The organism is [Bacteroides] pectinophilus, from assembly GCA_025146925.1.
Lineage (GTDB): Bacteria > Bacillota > Clostridia > Lachnospirales > Lachnospiraceae > Bacteroides_F > Bacteroides_F pectinophilus.
The window spans coordinates 2,281,090-2,299,856 of the sequence record CP102260.1 but is presented as its reverse complement, the minus strand read 5'-3'; the positions used below and the strand labels follow the sequence as shown (position 1 = coordinate 2,299,856).

17 protein-coding genes and 1 riboswitch are annotated in these 18,767 nt (G+C 41.2%); of the genes, 9 read left to right on the top strand and 8 right to left on the bottom strand.

Annotation, left to right across the window (positions count from 1 at the left end; translation table 11 throughout):
• Positions 1–100: 100 nt before the first annotated feature.
• On the bottom strand, positions 101–1,696 hold the full coding sequence (locus tag NQ488_10780) for a GGDEF domain-containing protein (GenBank protein UWN95054.1): 1,596 nt from the start codon (positions 1,694–1,696) through the stop codon (positions 101–103).
• Positions 1,697–1,841: 145 nt separating this feature from the next.
• Positions 1,842–2,039: riboswitch (Lysine riboswitch) on the top strand.
• Between the two features lie 83 nt (positions 2,040–2,122).
• Here NQ488_10780 and dapA point away from each other — a divergent pair.
• Complete coding sequence (dapA, locus tag NQ488_10775) at positions 2,123–3,010, top strand: 4-hydroxy-tetrahydrodipicolinate synthase (GenBank protein ID UWN97149.1); 888 nt, start codon at positions 2,123–2,125, stop codon at positions 3,008–3,010.
• A 73-nt stretch (positions 3,011–3,083) separates the two neighbouring features.
• On the top strand, positions 3,084–3,839 hold the full coding sequence (dapB, locus tag NQ488_10770) for a 4-hydroxy-tetrahydrodipicolinate reductase (GenBank protein UWN95053.1): 756 nt from the start codon (positions 3,084–3,086) through the stop codon (positions 3,837–3,839).
• A 79-nt stretch (positions 3,840–3,918) separates the two neighbouring features.
• On the opposite strand, the gene NQ488_10765 is transcribed toward dapB, so the two are convergent.
• The 4 genes from NQ488_10765 to NQ488_10750 all read right to left on the bottom strand — a co-directional run bounded on the left by NQ488_10765 (position 3,919) and on the right by NQ488_10750 (position 8,177).
• Positions 3,919–5,196, bottom strand: a complete 1,278-nt coding sequence (locus NQ488_10765) for a chloride channel protein (GenBank protein UWN95052.1) — start codon at positions 5,194–5,196, stop codon at positions 3,919–3,921.
• Positions 5,197–5,225: 29 nt separating this feature from the next.
• Positions 5,226–5,726: a CYTH domain-containing protein gene (locus NQ488_10760; protein UWN95051.1), complete on the bottom strand. Its 501-nt coding sequence runs from the start codon at positions 5,724–5,726 to the stop codon at positions 5,226–5,228.
• 148 nt (positions 5,727–5,874) lie between these two features.
• Positions 5,875–6,165, bottom strand: a complete 291-nt coding sequence (locus NQ488_10755) for an HU family DNA-binding protein (GenBank protein ID UWN95050.1) — start codon at positions 6,163–6,165, stop codon at positions 5,875–5,877.
• Positions 6,166–6,239: 74 nt separating this feature from the next.
• Complete coding sequence (locus tag NQ488_10750; GenBank protein UWN95049.1) at positions 6,240–8,177, bottom strand: ABC-F family ATP-binding cassette domain-containing protein; 1,938 nt, start codon at positions 8,175–8,177, stop codon at positions 6,240–6,242.
• A 172-nt stretch (positions 8,178–8,349) separates the two neighbouring features.
• On the opposite strand from NQ488_10750, the gene NQ488_10745 reads away from it, so the two are divergent.
• The 3 genes from NQ488_10745 to NQ488_10735 all read left to right on the top strand — a co-directional run bounded on the left by NQ488_10745 (position 8,350) and on the right by NQ488_10735 (position 12,216).
• Entirely contained in the window at positions 8,350–9,714 is a 1,365-nt protein-coding gene (locus NQ488_10745; protein UWN95048.1) for an MATE family efflux transporter, read from the top strand.
• 194 nt (positions 9,715–9,908) lie between these two features.
• Positions 9,909–11,459 (top strand): DEAD/DEAH box helicase, encoded by a 1,551-nt coding sequence (locus NQ488_10740; protein UWN97148.1) that lies wholly within the window; start codon positions 9,909–9,911, stop codon positions 11,457–11,459.
• Between the two features lie 40 nt (positions 11,460–11,499).
• A complete protein-coding gene (locus tag NQ488_10735) occupies positions 11,500–12,216 on the top strand; it encodes a LytTR family DNA-binding domain-containing protein (GenBank protein ID UWN95047.1) in 717 nt (238 codons plus the stop codon).
• A 90-nt stretch (positions 12,217–12,306) separates the two neighbouring features.
• On the opposite strand, the gene NQ488_10730 is transcribed toward NQ488_10735, so the two are convergent.
• A complete protein-coding gene (locus NQ488_10730) occupies positions 12,307–12,990 on the bottom strand; it encodes a hemolysin III family protein (GenBank protein UWN95046.1) in 684 nt (227 codons plus the stop codon).
• Positions 12,991–13,277: 287 nt separating this feature from the next.
• On the opposite strand from NQ488_10730, the gene NQ488_10725 reads away from it, so the two are divergent.
• A complete protein-coding gene (locus tag NQ488_10725; protein ID UWN95045.1) occupies positions 13,278–14,573 on the top strand; it encodes an adenylosuccinate synthase in 1,296 nt (431 codons plus the stop codon).
• Between the two features lie 67 nt (positions 14,574–14,640).
• Here NQ488_10725 and NQ488_10720 read toward each other — a convergent pair whose 3' ends face one another.
• A complete protein-coding gene (locus NQ488_10720) occupies positions 14,641–14,841 on the bottom strand; it encodes a hypothetical protein (protein ID UWN95044.1) in 201 nt (66 codons plus the stop codon).
• An 80-nt stretch (positions 14,842–14,921) separates the two neighbouring features.
• Here NQ488_10720 and NQ488_10715 point away from each other — a divergent pair, with 80 nt between their 5' ends.
• The 3 genes from NQ488_10715 (at position 14,922) to NQ488_10705 (ending at position 17,997) form a co-directional block, all read left to right on the top strand.
• Complete coding sequence (locus NQ488_10715; GenBank protein UWN95043.1) at positions 14,922–16,445, top strand: amino acid adenylation domain-containing protein; 1,524 nt, start codon at positions 14,922–14,924, stop codon at positions 16,443–16,445.
• Entirely contained in the window at positions 16,435–17,685 is a 1,251-nt protein-coding gene (locus tag NQ488_10710) for an alanine racemase (protein ID UWN95042.1), read from the top strand. Before NQ488_10715 ends, NQ488_10710 begins: the two co-directional genes overlap by 11 nt.
• Positions 17,686–17,772: 87 nt before the next feature.
• Positions 17,773–17,997: a phosphopantetheine-binding protein gene (locus tag NQ488_10705; GenBank protein ID UWN95041.1), complete on the top strand. Its 225-nt coding sequence runs from the start codon at positions 17,773–17,775 to the stop codon at positions 17,995–17,997.
• A 144-nt stretch (positions 17,998–18,141) separates the two neighbouring features.
• Here NQ488_10705 and NQ488_10700 read toward each other — a convergent pair whose 3' ends face one another.
• Entirely contained in the window at positions 18,142–18,576 is a 435-nt protein-coding gene (locus NQ488_10700; protein UWN95040.1) for a hypothetical protein, read from the bottom strand.
• Positions 18,577–18,767: the final 191 nt, after the last annotated feature.

Below are 18,767 nucleotides of genomic sequence, written 5' to 3'. Positions count from 1 at the left end.
CATGAATACATCGCCCGGGAACTGTGCCCGAAGACGAAGTGACACATGCATGGCAGCATTTTTATATTGAATAAGAGAGAAGCACATATACATTATCTGTTTACCGGGAGCAGCCTTCTACACTCTTTTTCATTGCATACATGCGTTCATCAGCCTGTTTGAATAATTCGTGACGTGTTACAGAATTATCGTTACATATCGCATATCCATATGAAACATCAAGCGGAATGTCTCTATTGGAGTTGCATGAGTTTATGACAGCCGGTAATTTGTAATTGAGAAGAGCATCAATATCCCTGGCTTTGAATCCGTACAGAATGACAATCAGCTCATCGCCTCCAAAACGGTAGCATTTGCCAATGCGTCCGAATACTGCACGGATACATTCAGCCGCTGCAGCTATCAGCTCATCGCCTTCTTTGTGTCCGTAAGTGTCATTGGTGTGCTTAAGTCCGTTAAGGTCGAACATGATATATGCTGTAGGAGATGTAATCGGCTTAATGTGTTCGGTCGTGAATGAAGCTTTATTCATGAGACCGGTAAGCGAATCAATGTAAGCCAGCTGCTTGTAGGCGCTTACGTTGGCATTGTCGGTTATATAGTTGTACATCCGCTGCAAAGATGCTGTAATCATGCATGTGATGAATATGGCAAGTCCTATGGCGTATACATAAGAATAATGCGATGAGCTGCTTATATAGAATGATATAAGCGCCATAAGTGAAAACAGACACATAAATATAAATCCTGCAAGGATGCTTTTTAGTTCATATGTGTTATAACTTCCTGCACTACGTATGCATCTGTACAGAACATATATGATAGCGGACATAATCATTATATGGCATGCTGAGAGTACATACGGAATCATAACAGGTGCCAGGATATAACTTATAAGATATAATACAGTGTTGGTAAGTATTATTCCGCATAATATATAATAAGGACGCTGGCTGCCGGAAGACATCTCACTTATATACATTATCAGTACGGCAGGCATAAGCATAAATACTGTATATGAAGCAAGTGATATAAGTGCGGTCCTGTTAGTTACAAGAAGAAGCAGCTTCGAGTCGAGCAGAAGCCATGTGCCTGCAAGTAATATAAATATGCCAAGGTATGTGAATGTCAGATAACTGTTCTGTGATACACGGCGGCGCATGCTTAATGCTCCTATAAGACACAGAAGACCTGTTATTAATGCAAATATGAAGAATATAAATGCATAAATGTTGTTCATGAAAATGTATTCGTTAAAATCACCTTTGTCTGCAAGGATAATTTCTGAAATTACCTCATCATTATAATGTGTCTTTTTAGAAACGGCATGTATATACAAAGTGTGTTCACCTGTTCCTGCCGGAATACTGAACCAGCATACAGACATATCATTATTCGGGTTCTTATCATTGCCGGAGTATATGATATCGTCATCTGCATATACGGTTACAGATGTCCAAAAGCCTTTTATGTAGACAAAACGCTTGCTTTCATTATCTGATATAGTATATGAGCAGTTATATGAATCCGGTGGATAATCGCCTGCCGCAGCCGGTTCGACAGAATCTGTTATATCTGACACATTACTGCTTATAAGCCTGTCAGAATGAGGCTTTATATTATTGCACTTTAATATGGCTGGAAATAACAGAACAATTAATAACAGAAATATAATTGTAAGAATTTTATTTTTCATTAAGCTCCTTATTCATGATAATACATTTACAAAACATAGTACTATAATACTATATGATTGGTACTTTGGCAATGTGAAAATTACAAAAAAATTATAGATTTGCAGATTTATTGACATATAAGAAGCATAATGCTATAGTAAGCATATAAAAAGTAGAGGTGCGTAATTCAAGAGTAGAATGGCGGATGTAACAGATACAGAAGAAACCATTTCAAAGGGGATGACGCCGAAGTGATGAAGGTGCTGGCTTTCATTGCTGGGGGCATGGTTAACAGCCATGTCACTGTCATCTTTAGGATAGCTTTTTGACAGCAGATTCTTAAGATGGAGGGCTACTTAAAGGATGGACTTCTCACGTCCTCTTTTTGCAGCCCCGTAAGGGCTTTTTTTAATGATGCAGATCTAATAATGAAAGGAAAAAGAAGTATGGCAATATTTGAGGGCGCAGGCGTTGCAATGATTACGCCTATGAAGGCTAACGGAGAGATTAATTATGATAAGATGGCAGAGTTTATTGATTATCAGGTAGATAACGGAACAGATGCCATTATTGTGTGCGGAACAACAGGTGAAGCATCAACATTAAGCGAGAAGGAACATCTTGATGCAATTGAATTTACTGTATCACATGTTAATAAGAGAATTCCTGTAATTGCAGGAACAGGCTCTAACTGCACTGAGTCTGCAGTATTCCTCTCACAGGAAGCACAGAGTGTAGGCGTTGACGGTCTTCTTGTTGTAACACCGTATTATAACAAGGCTACACAGAAGGGACTTATTGCACATTATACAACAATTGCAAAGTCAGTAGACCTTCCTATAATCATGTATAATGTACCAAGCAGAACAGGCTGTAACATACTTCCGGAGACAGCAGTTACTCTTGCTAAGACAGTAGATAACATTGTAGGTATTAAGGAAGCAACAGGTAATATTTCACAGGCAGCAAAGCTTATGTCACTTGCAGACGGATGTATTGATATGTACTCAGGTAATGATGACCAGATAGTACCTATCCTTTCACTTGGCGGCAAGGGTGTTATATCAGTGCTTTCCAATGTTGCTCCTAAGAAGACACATGATATTGTCGCAGAGTATCTTGCAGGCAATGTTGAGGCCAGCAGAAAGCTTCAGCTTGAGGCTATTGAGCTTATAGATGCACTTTTCTGTGAGGTTAATCCAATCCCTGTAAAGCATGCGCTTAATCTTATGGGAATGGAAGTAGGACCACTCAGAATGCCTCTTTCACCAATGGAAGACAAGAATCTTGAGACTCTTAAGAATGCTCTTAAGAATTACGGACTTCTGAAGTAATAATACTTTTATAAGAACCGGTAATAGTATAACTATTCGATAAGCGGTATATGCCGCAGAAACGAGGATTATAATGACAAGAATAATAATGCACGGCTGTAATGGCAAGATGGGACAGATGATTACCAATCTGCTGGAAGGTGATGAGAATGCACAGATAGTTGCGGGAGTTGATCCATTTGATGACGGGCACAACAAATATCCTGTATTTCCGTCAATAGACAGCTGCGTAGTCAAGGCAGATGTAATAATCGATTTTACTTCAGCCAAGGCAGTAGATAAGCTCCTTGAGTTCTCTGCTAAGAATCAGGTTCCGGTTGTAGTATGTACAACAGGATTAAGCGATGAGCAGATAGAGAGAATCAATGAGACATCAAAGCAGGTAGCAGTTCTTAAGTCTGCCAATATGTCACTTGGTATCAATACTCTGTTCAAGCTCCTTGCACAGGCGGCGAAGGTGTTCAATCCTGCCGGATTTGACGTCGAGATAGTAGAGAAGCATCATAACCAGAAGCTTGACGCACCGAGCGGAACAGCACTTGCTCTTGCAGATTCAATTAAGGATGTACTTCCTGATGGATATTATTATAAGTATGACAGAAGTCAGGAGCGCAGGAAGCGTGATCCTAAGGAGATAGGAATCAGTGCGGTAAGAGGCGGAACAATCGTTGGTGAGCACGAAGTGATATTTGCCGGAGAGGATGAGGTCATAGAATTCAAGCATACTGCCTACTCTAAGGCTGTATTTGCAAAGGGTGCTATTGAAGCTGCCAAGTTCCTGGCAGGTAAGCCGGCAGGCATGTATGACATGAGTGATGTAATAGGCTGATATTAAAATAAAAACGGGATGTGAAAAGTGGTTTATTTTTCACATCCCATTTTTAATTCTGACCATGATTTATGTTATATCATTGCTTTGCATTACGATTGATGTAGCGCGGTTCATACTTGGAGTATACAATCTTCTGGCTGCTGTAAAGGCTGTAGTATCCGGAAAGAAGATAGCTTATTGCGATTGCAAGTATGCAATAATGTACCGCCCCTGTTCCAAACATCTCAACAGCCATGAGAAGAGATGTAATAGGGCAGTTCGTAACGCCGCAGAAGACGGCGACCATGCCGCATGCTGCACAAAGTGCCGGAGGAAGGCCGAATATTGATGATAAAAAGCTGCCGAGAGTTGCTCCTATAAAGAGTGATGGAACAATCTCACCGCCTTTGAAACCTCCGGACAGCGTCAATGCGGTTAATATAATTTTGAGAAGGAATACATACCATGCCTCACTGCCTGTGAAGCTTCGTGCGATGACGCCGCCGCCGGCACCCATGTAATCGGTTGTGCCGAGAAGTGTGTTAAGAAGCACAACGATACAGCCGCTTACAAGTATGCGGATATATTGATTTTTAAACAGTTTTGCAAAAATCTCTTCATTCTTATGAAGAGTAACGCAGAACAGTATGCTTGCTGCGGCAAACAGTGCAGCGAGAATAATTGTTTTGATTCCGCCTGACAGTGTCATTGCCGGAATACTGCCTATTGTAAATGCAGTTGGTGTTATATTGAAAAATCCCGCAACGCCTGCAGCAATTAAAGAGGCAAGTACGCACGGAACCAAAGCAGCATAGTGCATAAGTCCGACACTTACAACTTCCATTGAGAATACGGCAGCCGCCATCGGAGTGCCAAACAGTGCGGAGAAGCATGCGCTCATTCCGCACATAATGAGAATCTTGGTGTCACGCTCGTCAAACTTAAGCTTTTTGCCAATGTAATTGCCGAATGAACCGCCAATCTGGAGCGCAGCTCCTTCACGGCCGGCAGAACCGCCAAAAAGGTGAGTTATGAAAGTCGATACTATTATAAGGAATGACACCTTAAGAGGGACTTCTTCGTTGCTTTGTATAGCTTTAATAACAAGGTTGGTACCTGAATTCTTAAGAGAATGCAGGAGCTGATACAGGCCGATTATCAAAAGACCGCTTAACGGCAGCAGAAAATGTATATAAGAATGCTCTGTGCGGAATGTTGTAGCAGCTGATATTGCCCAATAGAACAATGAGCCTATAAGTCCGATTAAAAGACCGATAATTACTGAACACACAAGCCATTTTAAAAGAATTTTGGCAGAATGTTCAAAACTTGCTAAAAGTATTTTAAACTGTTTTTTTATCTTTGTGATATCCATTATAATCTCCATTCCTGTGCATACTCATATCAGAATGTGCGCATGCTCATATTACTGTTATGATATTCGGATGAGTATGACACGTCTTCCAGGAACCAGTCGGGAGGAATGAAAGCTCCGGCCTCTTCCTCTGAAGCGAATTCAACTTCGGCAAGAACCGTTCCGGCGAACTTCCCCTCAAATATATCAAGCTCTATCGTAAGAAAAGGTGCGTGGTCAGGATTGTTCCTGCATATCTCATCAGGCATATAGTAGTCATATTCTATAGGTATCTCGTATCTTCTTTTGGTGATTATGTTGCCATCAGCCTTGCCAAGAAGATGTTCATAGCTTTCCTGCGTGAGCGGAAGGTTATATTCTTCACGGGCAACAAAGCCGTTGGATTTGTATGTGAGATAATAATCATCGTTGTCACGGCGTACACGGACAACAGGATTCGTACAAAGATATGCCTGTTCAATAAATCTGCACTTATACTGTGCTATGTCGCCGGGTATCTGTGATACGAGAAATTTGCGCTCTATTTCCATGTTTACTCCAATCTGCTGATAACTGTAATTCTATAAATAGATGCCGGGGCAAAAGCTTCGGATTCTGACCCTGGTATCATAAATAATATCTATAAAAAAGGAAAAGCCAAAAGCAGCTGCTCTTGGCTTCCGGTTAAGTAATAATTAATTACTTTTTCTTCTTTGTGCTGTTAACAGTATCCTTTAAAGCCTTACCAGCCTTAAACTTAGGAGCCTTAGATGCAGGAATCTTGATAGCCTTACCTGTCTGTGGGTTCTTACCTGTTCTGGCAGCTCTCTCAGATACTTCAAATGTACCAAAGCCAACTAACTGAACCTTCTCACCCTTTGTAAGTTCCTCAGCGATTGTAGCTGTAAGTGCCTTAAGAGCAGCCTCAGCATCCTTCTTTGAAAGCTCAGCCTTCTCTGCCATAGCAGCAACTAACTCAGTCTTATTCATCTCGAACAAGTCCTCCTTCAAAATATTATAAAATATATATATCGTATTTTACAGGCTTTGTCAATAAAAATGCGCTATTCAGAGGACAGATTTTCCCATTTTTCGTACATTTGCGCAAGCTCATCGTCGAGTTTTGTACGTTCGTTATGAAGCTCAATAAGTCTGGAGGTGTTGGTACATACTTCAGGGTCGGCAGATTCTTCATCAATGGAAGCAATCCTTGCTTCGTATTCTTCAATTGAAGCCTCCAGTTTTTCAATCTCACGCTCGCGTTTGCGCCTTGCGCTCTGGTCCTGCTTGGCAGCTTTCCATTCCTCCCTGGAACCGGCACTGGCTGCACCTGAAACTGAAGCAGTGCCTGAAGAAGCAGCAGTCTGTGGGTTAAGAGCAAGATACTGCGCCATGACTGCATCATGCTTTTCCTCATAATAATCATAGTTGCCTATGTAGTTAAGAATCGTGCTGTGTGTCAGTTCGAGTATTCTTGTAGCGGTTGTATTGATAAAATATCTGTCATGCGATACATAAAAGACAGTACCCGTATAGCTGTTAATCGCATTCTCAAGAATCTCCTTGGATACCATGTCAAGATGGTTGGTAGGCTCATCGAGAATAAGAAAGTTAGCCTCTGACAGCATAAGCTTGGCAAGTGATACGCGTGCCTTCTCACCACCGCTTAAGTCACGGATACGTTTGAATACATCATCGTTGGTGAAAAGAAATGCAGCAAGCGTGTTTCTTATCTTAGTGTTATTAAGATCGGGATAAGCAGTCGCAATTTCATCAAAGAGGGTCTTGTCCGGATCAAGGACATGATGCTCCTGGTCATAGTAGCCTATTGTGACCTTAGAGCCAAGCCTGAATTCACCGCTGTCAGGACCGAATATTCCGTTGATAATCTTAAGTATTGTTGTCTTGCCGGTTCCGTTGCTTCCGATAAGTGCAACATGTTCGCCGCGCTTTATGTCAAAATTGACATCATGGAAAAGAGTTCTGCCGTCAAAGCCTTTGGTAAGCCCTGTTACGGTAAGAACATCATTGCCGCTCTCAATCTTAGGCTCAAGCATTATGTGCATTTTGTCATTGACTTCTGTAGGCTTCTCAACAAGCTCAATCTTATCAAGAGCCTTTTCACGGCTCTCGGCGCGCTTAATGGACTTTTCACGGTTGAACTGCTTAAGCTTGGTTATTACGGCTTCCTGATGCTTAATCTCACGCTGCTGGTTAAGATATTCCTTAAGCTTCATATTGCGCACGATTGCACGCTTCTCGGAATACTGTGTGTAATTGCCCTGATACACGGTACATACGCCGTTATCGAGTTCAACAATCTTAGTAACGATACGGTCAAGAAAATATCTGTCATGCGCAACGATGAGCACGCTTCCCGGATAATTGAGAAGAAAAGTCTCAAGCCACTTGATGGATTCGAGGTCAAGATGGTTGGTAGGCTCATCAAGCAGGATAATGTCAGGCTTTGTAAGCAGCAGGCGTCCGAGCGCAACTCTTGTCTTCTGTCCGCCGGAGAGGGTATTAACCTTCTTAGTAAAATCTTCCTCTGTAAAGCCAAGTCCCTTAAGAACACCGGTAATCTCGCTCTTGTAGGCGTAACCGTTCATCTGCTCAAAGGAATGTGTAAGTCTTGAATAACGTTCAAGCATATCCTCAAGCTCAGCACCCTCTACATTCTTCATGTCCGCCTCAAGCCGGCGCATAGTGCTTTCCATATTAAGTATGTCAGCCTTGATGCTTAAGAGCTCATCAAAAATGGTATTGTCAGTATCAAGGTTCTGATGCTGCGCGAGATATCCCATTGTAGCGCCGTGGGCAAGTATGACCTGTCCTGTGTCAGGCGTGCTGTCCCCGGCAATTATCTTCATTAATGTAGACTTGCCGGCACCGTTTATTCCGACTATGGCAGCCTTTTCACGGTCTTCAATGTGAAAGGAAACATGCTTAAGAATCTCGTCCGTGCCGAATGCCTTACATATATCATTACATGATAAAATCATAAAAACATTTCTCCGTTTCTGGTAAATATCAAGAGTTAGTATACACTATTTTTTATTTAAAGTATAGCTGTGCAATTATAATAAATATATTGAAATTATGTAAATGTAGTGATAATATCCTAATCTGTACCGCAATGATTATTTATATGGAAAGATAAGATCGGAAAATAATATGGCAGATTATAAAGATAAGAAAAAAATAGATATTACACAAGGCTCTTTGTGGAAGAATATAATTATATTCAGCATTCCGCTGATGTGTTCACAGGTACTCGAGATACTTTTCAATATGACTGATGTGGCTGTTGTCGGAAGATTTGCAAGCTATGAGGCACTTGGTTCGGTAGGCTCGACAACACTGCTGGTTACATTATTTACCGGACTTCTTATAGGTATGGGAAGCGGAATTAATGTAAGAGCTGCACAGCAGCTTGGTGCGGGAGATGATAAGAAAACAGCCCGCACGGTTCATACATCGCTGCTGCTGTGTATAATAATAGGAGTTATATTAAGTGCTATATGTGTCGGATTTGCGAGAACGATGCTTACGATGCTCAATACCAAGGAGGAACTCATAGACGGAGCAGTTCTGTATTTCAGAATATACGGGCTTGGAATGCCGGCTCTTGCAGTATTCAACTTCGGTAATGGTGTGCTCAGTGCAAAAGGTGAGACCAACAGACCTCTTATTTACCTGTCCTGTGGCGGTGTGGTTAATATCATTCTTAATCTTGTATTTGTAATAGGATGCGGAATGGCTGCTGAGGGTGTTGCAATAGCAAGTATTATTGCGCAGTACATATCAGCGGGCCTTACTGTTAAGCATATGTTTGGAAGAAATGACAGCTGCCGCCTTCGCATGGACGAGCTTAAGATAGACCCTGTGCTTGCAAAGGCAGTTCTGGTGCTGGGACTTCCGGCAGGACTTCAGAATTCAATATTTGCACTTGCCAATCTGTTTATACAGACCGGTGTCAATTCATTCGATGCGGTTATGGTGTCCGGTAATTCAGCGGCTGCCAATGCGGATGCGCTTATGTTCAATGTAATGGCTGCAATCTACACAGGATGCGCGACATTCATGGGACAGAATCTCGGTGCAGGCAGACATGAACGTGTGCTAAAGAGTTATTTTATAAGCCTGTTCTATTCGGCACTTGTAGGTCTTATTGGCGGAGGACTTCTTATTATATTCGGACGTCAGTTCCTGTCGGTATTTACAACAGAGACTGCAGTAGTTGACGCAGGACTGCAGAGACTTCATGTTATGGGATTTTCATTTTTCATAAGTGCATTCATGGACTGTACAATAGCAGCGTGCCGTGGAATAGGCAAAAGTATTGTTCCTACATTTATAGTGATAATGGGTTCGTGCATATTCCGTATCATCTGGGTGTACACGATATTTGCATATTTCCACACGGTTCCTTCACTTTATCTTGTATACAGCTGTTCCTGGACTATAACTGCAATAGCGGAGATAGCATACTTTACAGTAAGCTACAGAAAGCTTATGCACGCACAGAGAGCTGCATAGCGGAACAGGATGAAAAAATAATTGACATGAAAATGCCTAGGATGTACTATTAAAAGGCTGACGTCATGACGGCGCAGCTTTGTGTCAGTATTAATTATTGCCCGGAACGCATATGCGCAGGGCGTGGAAATGAGGAAAATTTGAAGTTCGAAGAATTAAATGTTGATGAGAAGATTTTGAAGGCGATTGGCGACATGGGTTTTGAGGAGGCATCTCCGATACAGGCTAAGGCTATTCCTGTGGTGCTTGAGGGAAAGGATATTGTAGGTCAGGCACAGACAGGAACAGGTAAGACAGCAGCATACGGCATTCCTATGCTCCAGTCAATTGACCCAAAGTTAAAATGTGTACAGGCTGTTGTACTCTGCCCTACAAGAGAGCTTGCAATACAGGTGGCTGATGAGATCAGGAAGCTTGCCAAGTACATGAGCTCAATCAAGGTGCTTCCGGTATACGGCGGCCAGGAGATAGTAAGACAGATAAAGTCGCTTAAGACAGGTGTGCAGATAGTTGTCGGAACTCCGGGACGTGTCATGGATCATATGCGCCGCAAGACAGTCAAGTTTGACAAGGTTAAGATGGTAATTCTTGATGAAGCGGATGAGATGCTTGATATGGGCTTCCGTGAGGATATGGAGACTATCCTTACGCAGATGCCGGAGGAGAGACAGACTGTAATGTTCTCAGCAACAATGCCTAAGGCAATTATGGATATAGCAAGAACATTCCAGAATGACGCCGAAGTCATTAAGGTAGTACGCAAGGAGCTTACTGTGGAGAATATTGAGCAGTACTACTTTGAAGTCCGTTCCAAGAATAAGGATGAGATTCTTTCAAGACTTATAGATATATATAATCCTAAGCTCTCGGTTGTATTCTGTAACACTAAGAAGCAGGTTGATGACCTTATATCAGAACTTAAGGGAAGAGGATATTTTGCTGACGGAATTCATGGCGATATGAAGCAGGCACAGCGTGACAGGGTTATGAATGACTTCCGTAAGGGCAAGACTGAGATTCTTATTGCAACAGATGTGGCTGCAAGAGGTATTGATGTTGATGATGTTGACATCGTATTCAACTATGACCTTCCTCAGGATGAGGAGTATTACGTACACAGAATCGGCCGTACCGGCCGTGCAGGACGTGCTGGCCTTGCATTTTCATTTGTGACAGGCAAGGAAATCTACAAGCTTAAGGATATCGAAAGATATTGCAAGACTAAGATTATGGCACGTCAGATTCCGTCACTGGATGATGTTAAGAATACAAGAATAGACAATCTCTTTGAGCAGGTGCGTAAGACACTTGAGGCAGGCGGACTTGCAGATATGCGTGCTATCGTTGAAGAGAAGATAAATGACGAGGATTATACATCAATAGATCTTGCAGCAGCGCTTCTTAAGATGGTTCTCGGTGATGACCATGACAGAGAAGACGATGTACTTCCTGTACATTTTGATGACAATGACGGCAACGGAAGCAAGATGGTGCGTCTTTTCATTAATATAGGTAAGAAGGACAAGGTTAAGCCGTCTAATATTCTCGGGGCAATTGCCGGTGAATCGGGAATGCCGGGCAAGCTTGTGGGCTCTATTGATATGTATGACGCGTACACATTTGTTGAAGTGCCTAGAAAGTATGCCGATATTGTGCTTAAGGCAATGTCTAACAATGTACAGATAAAGGGACGAACTGTCAACATAGAGAAGGCCGGCAAGAAAAAAGGCAGAAAACGTCATTAATCTCATTTGAACAGGCAGATGAAGTACAGCAGAGGCAGACATGATAAAGATTGCAATTTGTGATGATGAGCAGTGTTTTTATGATTCTATACACAGATATATTAATGGTTATATGTCACACAGACGGGAAGAGTGTGAAGTGAACATATTCAGCTCCGGCGAGGAACTCCTTGGTAAAATGGAAGCCCTCAGGGAGTATACCATTATTTTCATGGATATCAACATGCAGGGAATGAGTGGATATGATGCCGCACTTGAGATAAGAAAATATAACAAAGATGCATTTATAGTATTTGTTACGGCATATCTCGACTATTCGACGGAAGGCTATAAAGTAGGAGCAATCAGATATCTGATAAAAGATGCACTGCTTGAGGACAGGATTACCGAGTGCATGAATGCCATATTTGACAAAATCGGTGAGATGGATGCCAAGATGGCTGTTGAATTCAGTGAGGGTCTTAAGATATTTCTTCCGGATGATGTCGTATATGTAGAAAGCCGCCGGCATTATATGATGTTTCATTTCTGCGGGAATTGTGAAAATGCCACATACAAAGTAAGAGGAGCTTTCAGTGATTATATAGAAAGGCTGGGAGGCAGGTTTATAAGGATACACAGGAGCTACCTTATTAATGCAAGACATGTAAGTGTAGTAAAGCCTGATGGTGTCAGGATGAGCAATGGTGATGTGCTTCCGATATCTAGGTCAAAGTATAACGATATCAAAAATGCTATTTTCAGACTTATGGATTAAAATTCAAAAATATAACAATAATGCCCTGAGCAGTATCACAGATTGATATGAACTGCTTCAGGGCATTATTACATTATGATTATATGCAGATCAGATTACAGGCATCGTGCACACATAATTAAACATCAGTATAAAATGACACAGACTTCCGGCCATTACAAAAAGATGAAATATCTCATGTGAACCGAACTGCTTATGCTTTGCGTTGAATATCGGAAGCTTGAGGGCGTATATAATACCACCGACGGTATAAATAATGCCTCCGGCAAGAAGCCACCCAAAAGCAGCAGGTGAGAGGGAATTGAGTATCTGTGTGAATGCAAGCACGCATACCCATCCCATTGCAATATAGAGTATTGATGAGAACCACTTTGGACATGTTACCCAGAGTGCTTTGATAACAATTCCGGCGATTGCAATTCCCCATACTGTAGCAAGCAGAATATAGCCTGTTCTTCCGTGGAGGACAATAAGGCACATCGGGGTGTATGTTCCGGCGATAAGGACGAATATCATCATATGGTCAATCTTCTTAAGTATAAGATTGGCTCTGGCAGAAAGGTTAAATGAATGATATGCCGTGCTTGCTGCATACAGAAGTATCATGCTTACGATAAATACGGCCAGTGATACGACATGTATTGTATCAGGTTCGTGGGTGGCACGGATAAGCAGTGGCGTTGCTGCAAACAGAGCCATAATCATTCCTATAAAGTGCGTTATTGCGCTACCGGGATCTTTTAATTTTTTAATGTTTTTCATAACAGCCTCCATTCCGCAGGTACAAAGTGCAGGAGCACTTACCTGATTATATATATTATATCTTGTAGTATTTGAAAATATTCAATGTAGTTTTAAATACTACATCATCTATAGATGAATAATAGCACATGAAGAAATGAAATGCAATACCCGCAGCTAAATATTTATTTATTTGCGGATAAGCACAAATTATGAATAATATAATAAGTATTGATTGTAATTATGGATTGATATGTGTTAATATAAAGATGTTATTGGTTTGTCAATGACAATTATATGTGCACGGAGGACATAGACATATGGTAAAAGCAATCGTAGGAGCTAACTGGGGCGACGAAGGTAAGGGCAAGATTACCGATATGCTCGCAGAAGAGTCAGATATCATTGTAAGATTTCAGGGTGGAAGCAATGCAGGACATACTATAATTAATGATTACGGTAAGTTTGCACTTCATCTTCTTCCATCAGGAGTATTTTATAATCATACAACAAGTGTAATCGGCAATGGTGTTGCCCTTAATATTCCTTATCTTATCAACGAGCTGAAGAGTATTACGGATCGCAATGTTCCAATGCCTAAGATTCTCGTTTCTGACAGAGCCCAGATTCTTATGCCTTACCATGTTGATTTTGATACATATGAAGAGGCGAGACTTGCCGGTAAGTCATTCGGTTCTACAAAGTCAGGCATTGCACCTTTTTATTCAGATAAGTATGCGAAGATTGGTTTCCAGGTAAGTGAACTGTTTGAGGATGAGGCAGTTCTTAAGGAGAAGGTTGAAAGAGTAGTTGATTATAAGAATATTCTTCTTGAGCATCTCTATCATAAGCCGACTATGAAGGCTGACGATATATTTAAGCTTCTTCTTTCATACAGAGATATGATTGCACCTTATGTAACGGATACATCAGCGTTTCTTCATAAGGCAATTAAGGAAGGCAAGAATATCCTTCTTGAAGGACAGCTCGGAGCACTTAAGGATCCTGACCATGGAATATATCCTATGGTTACATCATCTTCAACACTTTCAGCATATGGTGCTATCGGTGCAGGTATTCCTGCAAGTGAGATTAAGGATGTTGTTACTGTAGTTAAGGCTTATTCATCAGCAGTAGGTGCAGGAGCATTTGTAAGTGAGATATTCGGTGAAGAGGCAGATGAACTTCGCAAGCGCGGCGGTGACGGCGGCGAATTCGGTGCTACAACAGGAAGACCTAGAAGAATGGGATGGTTCGATGCCGTTGCAACACGCTACGGTGTCCGTATGCAGGGAACATCAGAAGTAGCACTTACTGTAATCGATGTACTTGGATATCTTGATGAGATTCCAATGTGTGTAGGTTATGAGATAGATGGCACGGTAACAAAGGAATTCCCTACAACATACCAGCTTGAGAAGGCTAAGCCTGTTCTTAAGAAGTTCCCGGGATGGAAGTGTGATATCAGGGGAATCAGGAATTATGAAGACCTCCCTGTTGAATGCCGCAATTATATTGAGGCAATTGAGCAGGAGATTGAAGCTCCTATCACAATGGTATCTAACGGTCCGGGAAGACATGAGATAATTCATCGTGTAAGCAGCTACACAAAGTAATACAGCAGATGCAGATATAAAGAAAAAGGCGTAATCATTACGCCTTTTTTATTTGTTTTTGTTGGTTTTATTTTTTGCCGGACATGAATTTGTACGCAAGCATCATTGCGTACAGAACAACCGGAAGACCTACGGTTGCAATCGCACAGCCCCGGAAGAAAAGCTTTGCTTCGGGACTTTGCATAAATGAAAGGATAAGTGTGGTGATATACAGCGCAATCAGAATAACAACAATTACAATAGCTCCTATACGTTTTAATTTATCCATATCAAATAATCCTTTCATAAAAATTCATAATATGATAATATTATATATTATTGATTTGCTATGCGCAATAGGAGGATGTAATGGCGATTAATGTATTGGAATTCCTTGAAGAATCTGTGGCAAGGAATGGGGCAAAGACAGCATGTGCTGATGAGAAAGAAGCGTACAGTTATGACGAACTTGCAGACCGTGCCAGAAGGGCAGGTTCGGCACTTATTGAGGTTACAGGCGTAAGAAGACCTGTGCCCGTATTCATGGACAAAGGCTGCAAAGCACTTGCCGTATTCATGGGTGCGGTATATGCAGGCTGCTTTTATGTCATGCTTGACCCTTCACAGCCACCGGCAAGACTTGATACAATAATTAAGACACTTGAACCTGATGTAATGATTGTGGATGAGAAGTCCAGGGCTAAGGTAGAGAAGCTCGATTTTAACGGTAAGGTTCTGCTGGCTGATGAACTTATGGATCATATAATTGATGAGGACGAGCTTGGAAAGGTACGTGAGCAGGCACTTGATATCGATCCGCTCTATTCAATATTTACATCCGGCTCAACGGGAGTGCCGAAGGGTGTTATCGTAAGCCATCGTTCAGTTATAGATTTTATTGGATATTTTACAAAGATATTTAACATTACAGAGGATGATGTTATAGGCAATCAGGCACCGTTTGACTTTGATGTATCTGTTAAGGACATATATTCAGCTCTTTATACAGGTGCAACATTGCAGATTATCCCGAAGAAGTTTTTCTCATTTCCTACGAAGCTTCTTGATTACCTTGAAGACCGCAAGGTTACAACACTTGTGTGGGCTGTTTCCGCACTCTGCATAGTTACGACGCTTAACGGATTTGAGTATAAGAGACCATCATGCATTAATAAGGTAATATTCAGTGGTGAGGTGATGCCAATCAAGCATCTTAATGCATGGAGAGAGCAGTATCCGGACGCAATGTTTGTTAATGTTTATGGTCCTACTGAGATTACATGCAACTGTACATATTATATTGTAGACAGAGAATTCGGGCTTGATGAGAAGCTTCCTATGGGTAAGGCATTCCCTAATGAAAAGGTATTTCTGCTCGATGATGATGACAGGCTTGTAGACGTGACAATGCCGGGCAGGCTCGGTGAGATATGTGTATCCGGAACAGCACTTTCACTTGGATATTACAGGAACAAAGAAAAGACTGATTCGGCATTTGTACAGAACCCTCTTAATGACAGATATATTGAGATGATATACCGTACAGGAGACCTTGGCTATTACAATGATAACGGCGAGATGTGTTTCTCATCACGTAAAGATTTCCAGATTAAGCATATGGGACACAGAATAGAGCTTGGTGAGATTGAAGCTGCAATGGGAGCAGTTGATAATGTTGTAAGAACATGCTGCATATTCGATAAGGATGACAATAAGATAATCGGCTTCTATGAAGGTGATACAGACAAGAAGACAATTGTGCATGAATTGTCTGCCAAGCTTCCGAAGTTCATGATACCAAGCGTGTTCAGTCAGGTGGCTTCAATGCCTATAACTAAGAATGGTAAGATAGACCGTAACAAACTTATGGAGGACTACAAGAGTGAATGCTGATATATTAAAAAATATTGCACATACATATGGAACACCTTCATATATATTCAATGTAGATGAGCTTGAATCAAGACTTAACACAATTAAACAGATTCTGGGCGAGGGAATAGATGTGCTTTATGCAATGAAAGCTAATCCGTTTCTTGTACCGGTCATGAGCAGACTTGGAATGAGATTCGAGGTGTGTTCACCGGGAGAATTTGCAATATGTGAGAATGAACATGTGAATATGCAGGATATAGTTCTCTCCGGTGTTAATAAGGAACGTGCAGATATTGAACATGTAATGGATGACTGCGGCGGCGTAGGAATATATACCGTTGAATCAGTAAGACATTTCCAGCTTCTTGCATCAATGGCAGAGAAGAGAAGTACAGTAATACACGTTCTTCTCAGAGTTACAAGCGGCAACCAGTTTGGACTTGATGAGGAAGATATTGAGAATATCATCAGCAAAAGAGATGAATTCAAATATGTTGATATCAGGGGAATCCAGTGTTATACAGGAACACAGAAGAAGAAATCAGACCACATAGACAAAGAGATTGACTGGCTCGATTCATTGTGCGACAGGCTTTATGAAAAGTATGGCTACAAGGCAGAAGAATTTGAGTATGGTCCGGGATTATTTGTGTCATATTTCGAGCCGGGTGTGGATAATAATAACTATGACATGCTGAGGGCACTTGCAGCTAAGCTTGACACAATAAGAGACAAGTATCACATATCTCTTGAGATGGGAAGGTATATTGCTGCAACATGCGGATTATTCCTTACAAGAGTGGAGGACATTAAGTATAATAAGGAGCAGCATTACTGTATAGTGGATGGTGGAATTAACCATATTAATTACTATGGACAGACTATGGCAATGAAACTGCCTGTAACGGAACATATTCCGATGGATGTGGATGCGTCAAAGACATTTGCAATGAGTGACGCATGTGCCCTTCTTGGCAATGAACTTGTGCAGAAGTCAGAAGGAACGGTTCATTGGAATGTATGCGGTTCACTCTGTACAGTCGGAGATGTTATTGTGAAGAATCTTGAACTTACAGACCTTAAGATTGGTGATATGCTTGTTTTCCATAACATAGGAGCTTATTCTGTGACGGAGGGAATATATCTGTTCCTTAGCAGAAATCTGCCTAACATTATTGAATACAGCAGCAAAAACGGCGCAAGACTTCTTCGCGGACAGAATCCTACATATGTGATAAACAGCCAAATTCATAATTAATTATTAATTATGATAAAAAAGGCTTGACTATATACATAAAACACAATATTATTGATTTGTTATTTTTTTATAAGGATGGTATTTGAAATGGACGAATTAATTGACATTCTTTCTGAGATTAAGCCGGATGTAGATTTTGAGACATGTGACACACTTATTGATGATGAGATGCTTGATTCATTTGACATTGTTACAATCGTAGGCGAGCTTAATGATGCATTTGATATCGAGATTACACCGGCAGATATCGTACCGGAGAACTTTAACTCAGCTGAGTCTATGTGGGAGATGATTCAGAGGCTTCAGGACTAATTTCAAGAGAATAATCCGGCCGGGATAATAAAGCTGCCGCATAAGTATGTTGATATTCCTTTAACACGGAATGCTGATGTACTTATGTGGCAGCTTTATTTTGGTTATAAATATAATAGAGGCAATGGCAGATACAGGATAAAATTAGTATGTGCGGCATTTATCGAGAGCATTTTCGATTGCTTTGAGAATCATAACTGACGTATATTTATTTTCGGAAGAATATGTAACACCTTCAACACCGCCGTTGGCAATTACAGAGCTCTTAATCTCTTCAAAAGAATTCTGTATAAGCGGATACATGGTTGTAACGGAATCGGAAATGTTCACCATCTCAATATTATTAATATTGTCTTCGTCTACAGTTACGCGGATGTCGACGGGATTGCCGTTGAGTATAACGGAAGAAGAGTAGACGCCTGCCGTATAACGTCCGGAGGGTGGTGTTGTATCATGTGTATTGCGATTCATCAGAGAAATCACAATAAGGGCAAGTATGGCAAGAGCAATCACGGACAGAATAATTCCTGCAATCAGCTCCTTACATCTTATGACAACGATCTTGGTTTTTGAACCCATGGTGCTATCCTTTCTATCCCTTAAGGGATAATTTGATAATATCATTTTATTCCTTTAATACTTATGATATGATAAAAAAGCGGGAAGTATATTGTTATTTTCAGGCGCGCTTGCGCTTGATGCAGCACGCCTGAAAATAACAATATACTTCCCGTTGAGGGACGGGCTGACGGGCTGCGCGGGGGAACCCC

Bases quoted from the DNA above. Each gene is read 5' to 3' on its own strand.
- NQ488_10780 (UWN95054.1), bottom strand. From the start codon at position 1,696: ATGAAAAATAAAATTCTTACAATTATATTTCTGTTATTAATTGTTCTG.
- dapA (UWN97149.1), top strand. From the start codon at position 2,123: ATGGCAATATTTGAGGGCGCAGGCGTTGCAATGATTACGCCTATGAAG.
- dapB (UWN95053.1), top strand. From the start codon at position 3,084: ATGACAAGAATAATAATGCACGGCTGTAATGGCAAGATGGGACAGATG.
- NQ488_10765 (UWN95052.1), bottom strand. From the start codon at position 5,196: ATGGATATCACAAAGATAAAAAAACAGTTTAAAATACTTTTAGCAAGT.
- NQ488_10760 (UWN95051.1), bottom strand. From the start codon at position 5,726: ATGGAAATAGAGCGCAAATTTCTCGTATCACAGATACCCGGCGACATA.
- NQ488_10755 (UWN95050.1), bottom strand. From the start codon at position 6,165: ATGAATAAGACTGAGTTAGTTGCTGCTATGGCAGAGAAGGCTGAGCTT.
- NQ488_10750 (UWN95049.1), bottom strand. From the start codon at position 8,177: ATGATTTTATCATGTAATGATATATGTAAGGCATTCGGCACGGACGAG.
- NQ488_10745 (UWN95048.1), top strand. From the start codon at position 8,350: ATGGCAGATTATAAAGATAAGAAAAAAATAGATATTACACAAGGCTCT.
- NQ488_10740 (UWN97148.1), top strand. From the start codon at position 9,909: ATGGGTTTTGAGGAGGCATCTCCGATACAGGCTAAGGCTATTCCTGTG.
- NQ488_10735 (UWN95047.1), top strand. From the start codon at position 11,500: ATGATAAAGATTGCAATTTGTGATGATGAGCAGTGTTTTTATGATTCT.
- NQ488_10730 (UWN95046.1), bottom strand. From the start codon at position 12,990: ATGGAGGCTGTTATGAAAAACATTAAAAAATTAAAAGATCCCGGTAGC.
- NQ488_10725 (UWN95045.1), top strand. From the start codon at position 13,278: ATGGTAAAAGCAATCGTAGGAGCTAACTGGGGCGACGAAGGTAAGGGC.
- NQ488_10720 (UWN95044.1), bottom strand. From the start codon at position 14,841: ATGGATAAATTAAAACGTATAGGAGCTATTGTAATTGTTGTTATTCTG.
- NQ488_10715 (UWN95043.1), top strand. From the start codon at position 14,922: ATGGCGATTAATGTATTGGAATTCCTTGAAGAATCTGTGGCAAGGAAT.
- NQ488_10705 (UWN95041.1), top strand. From the start codon at position 17,773: ATGGACGAATTAATTGACATTCTTTCTGAGATTAAGCCGGATGTAGAT.
- NQ488_10700 (UWN95040.1), bottom strand. From the start codon at position 18,576: ATGGGTTCAAAAACCAAGATCGTTGTCATAAGATGTAAGGAGCTGATT.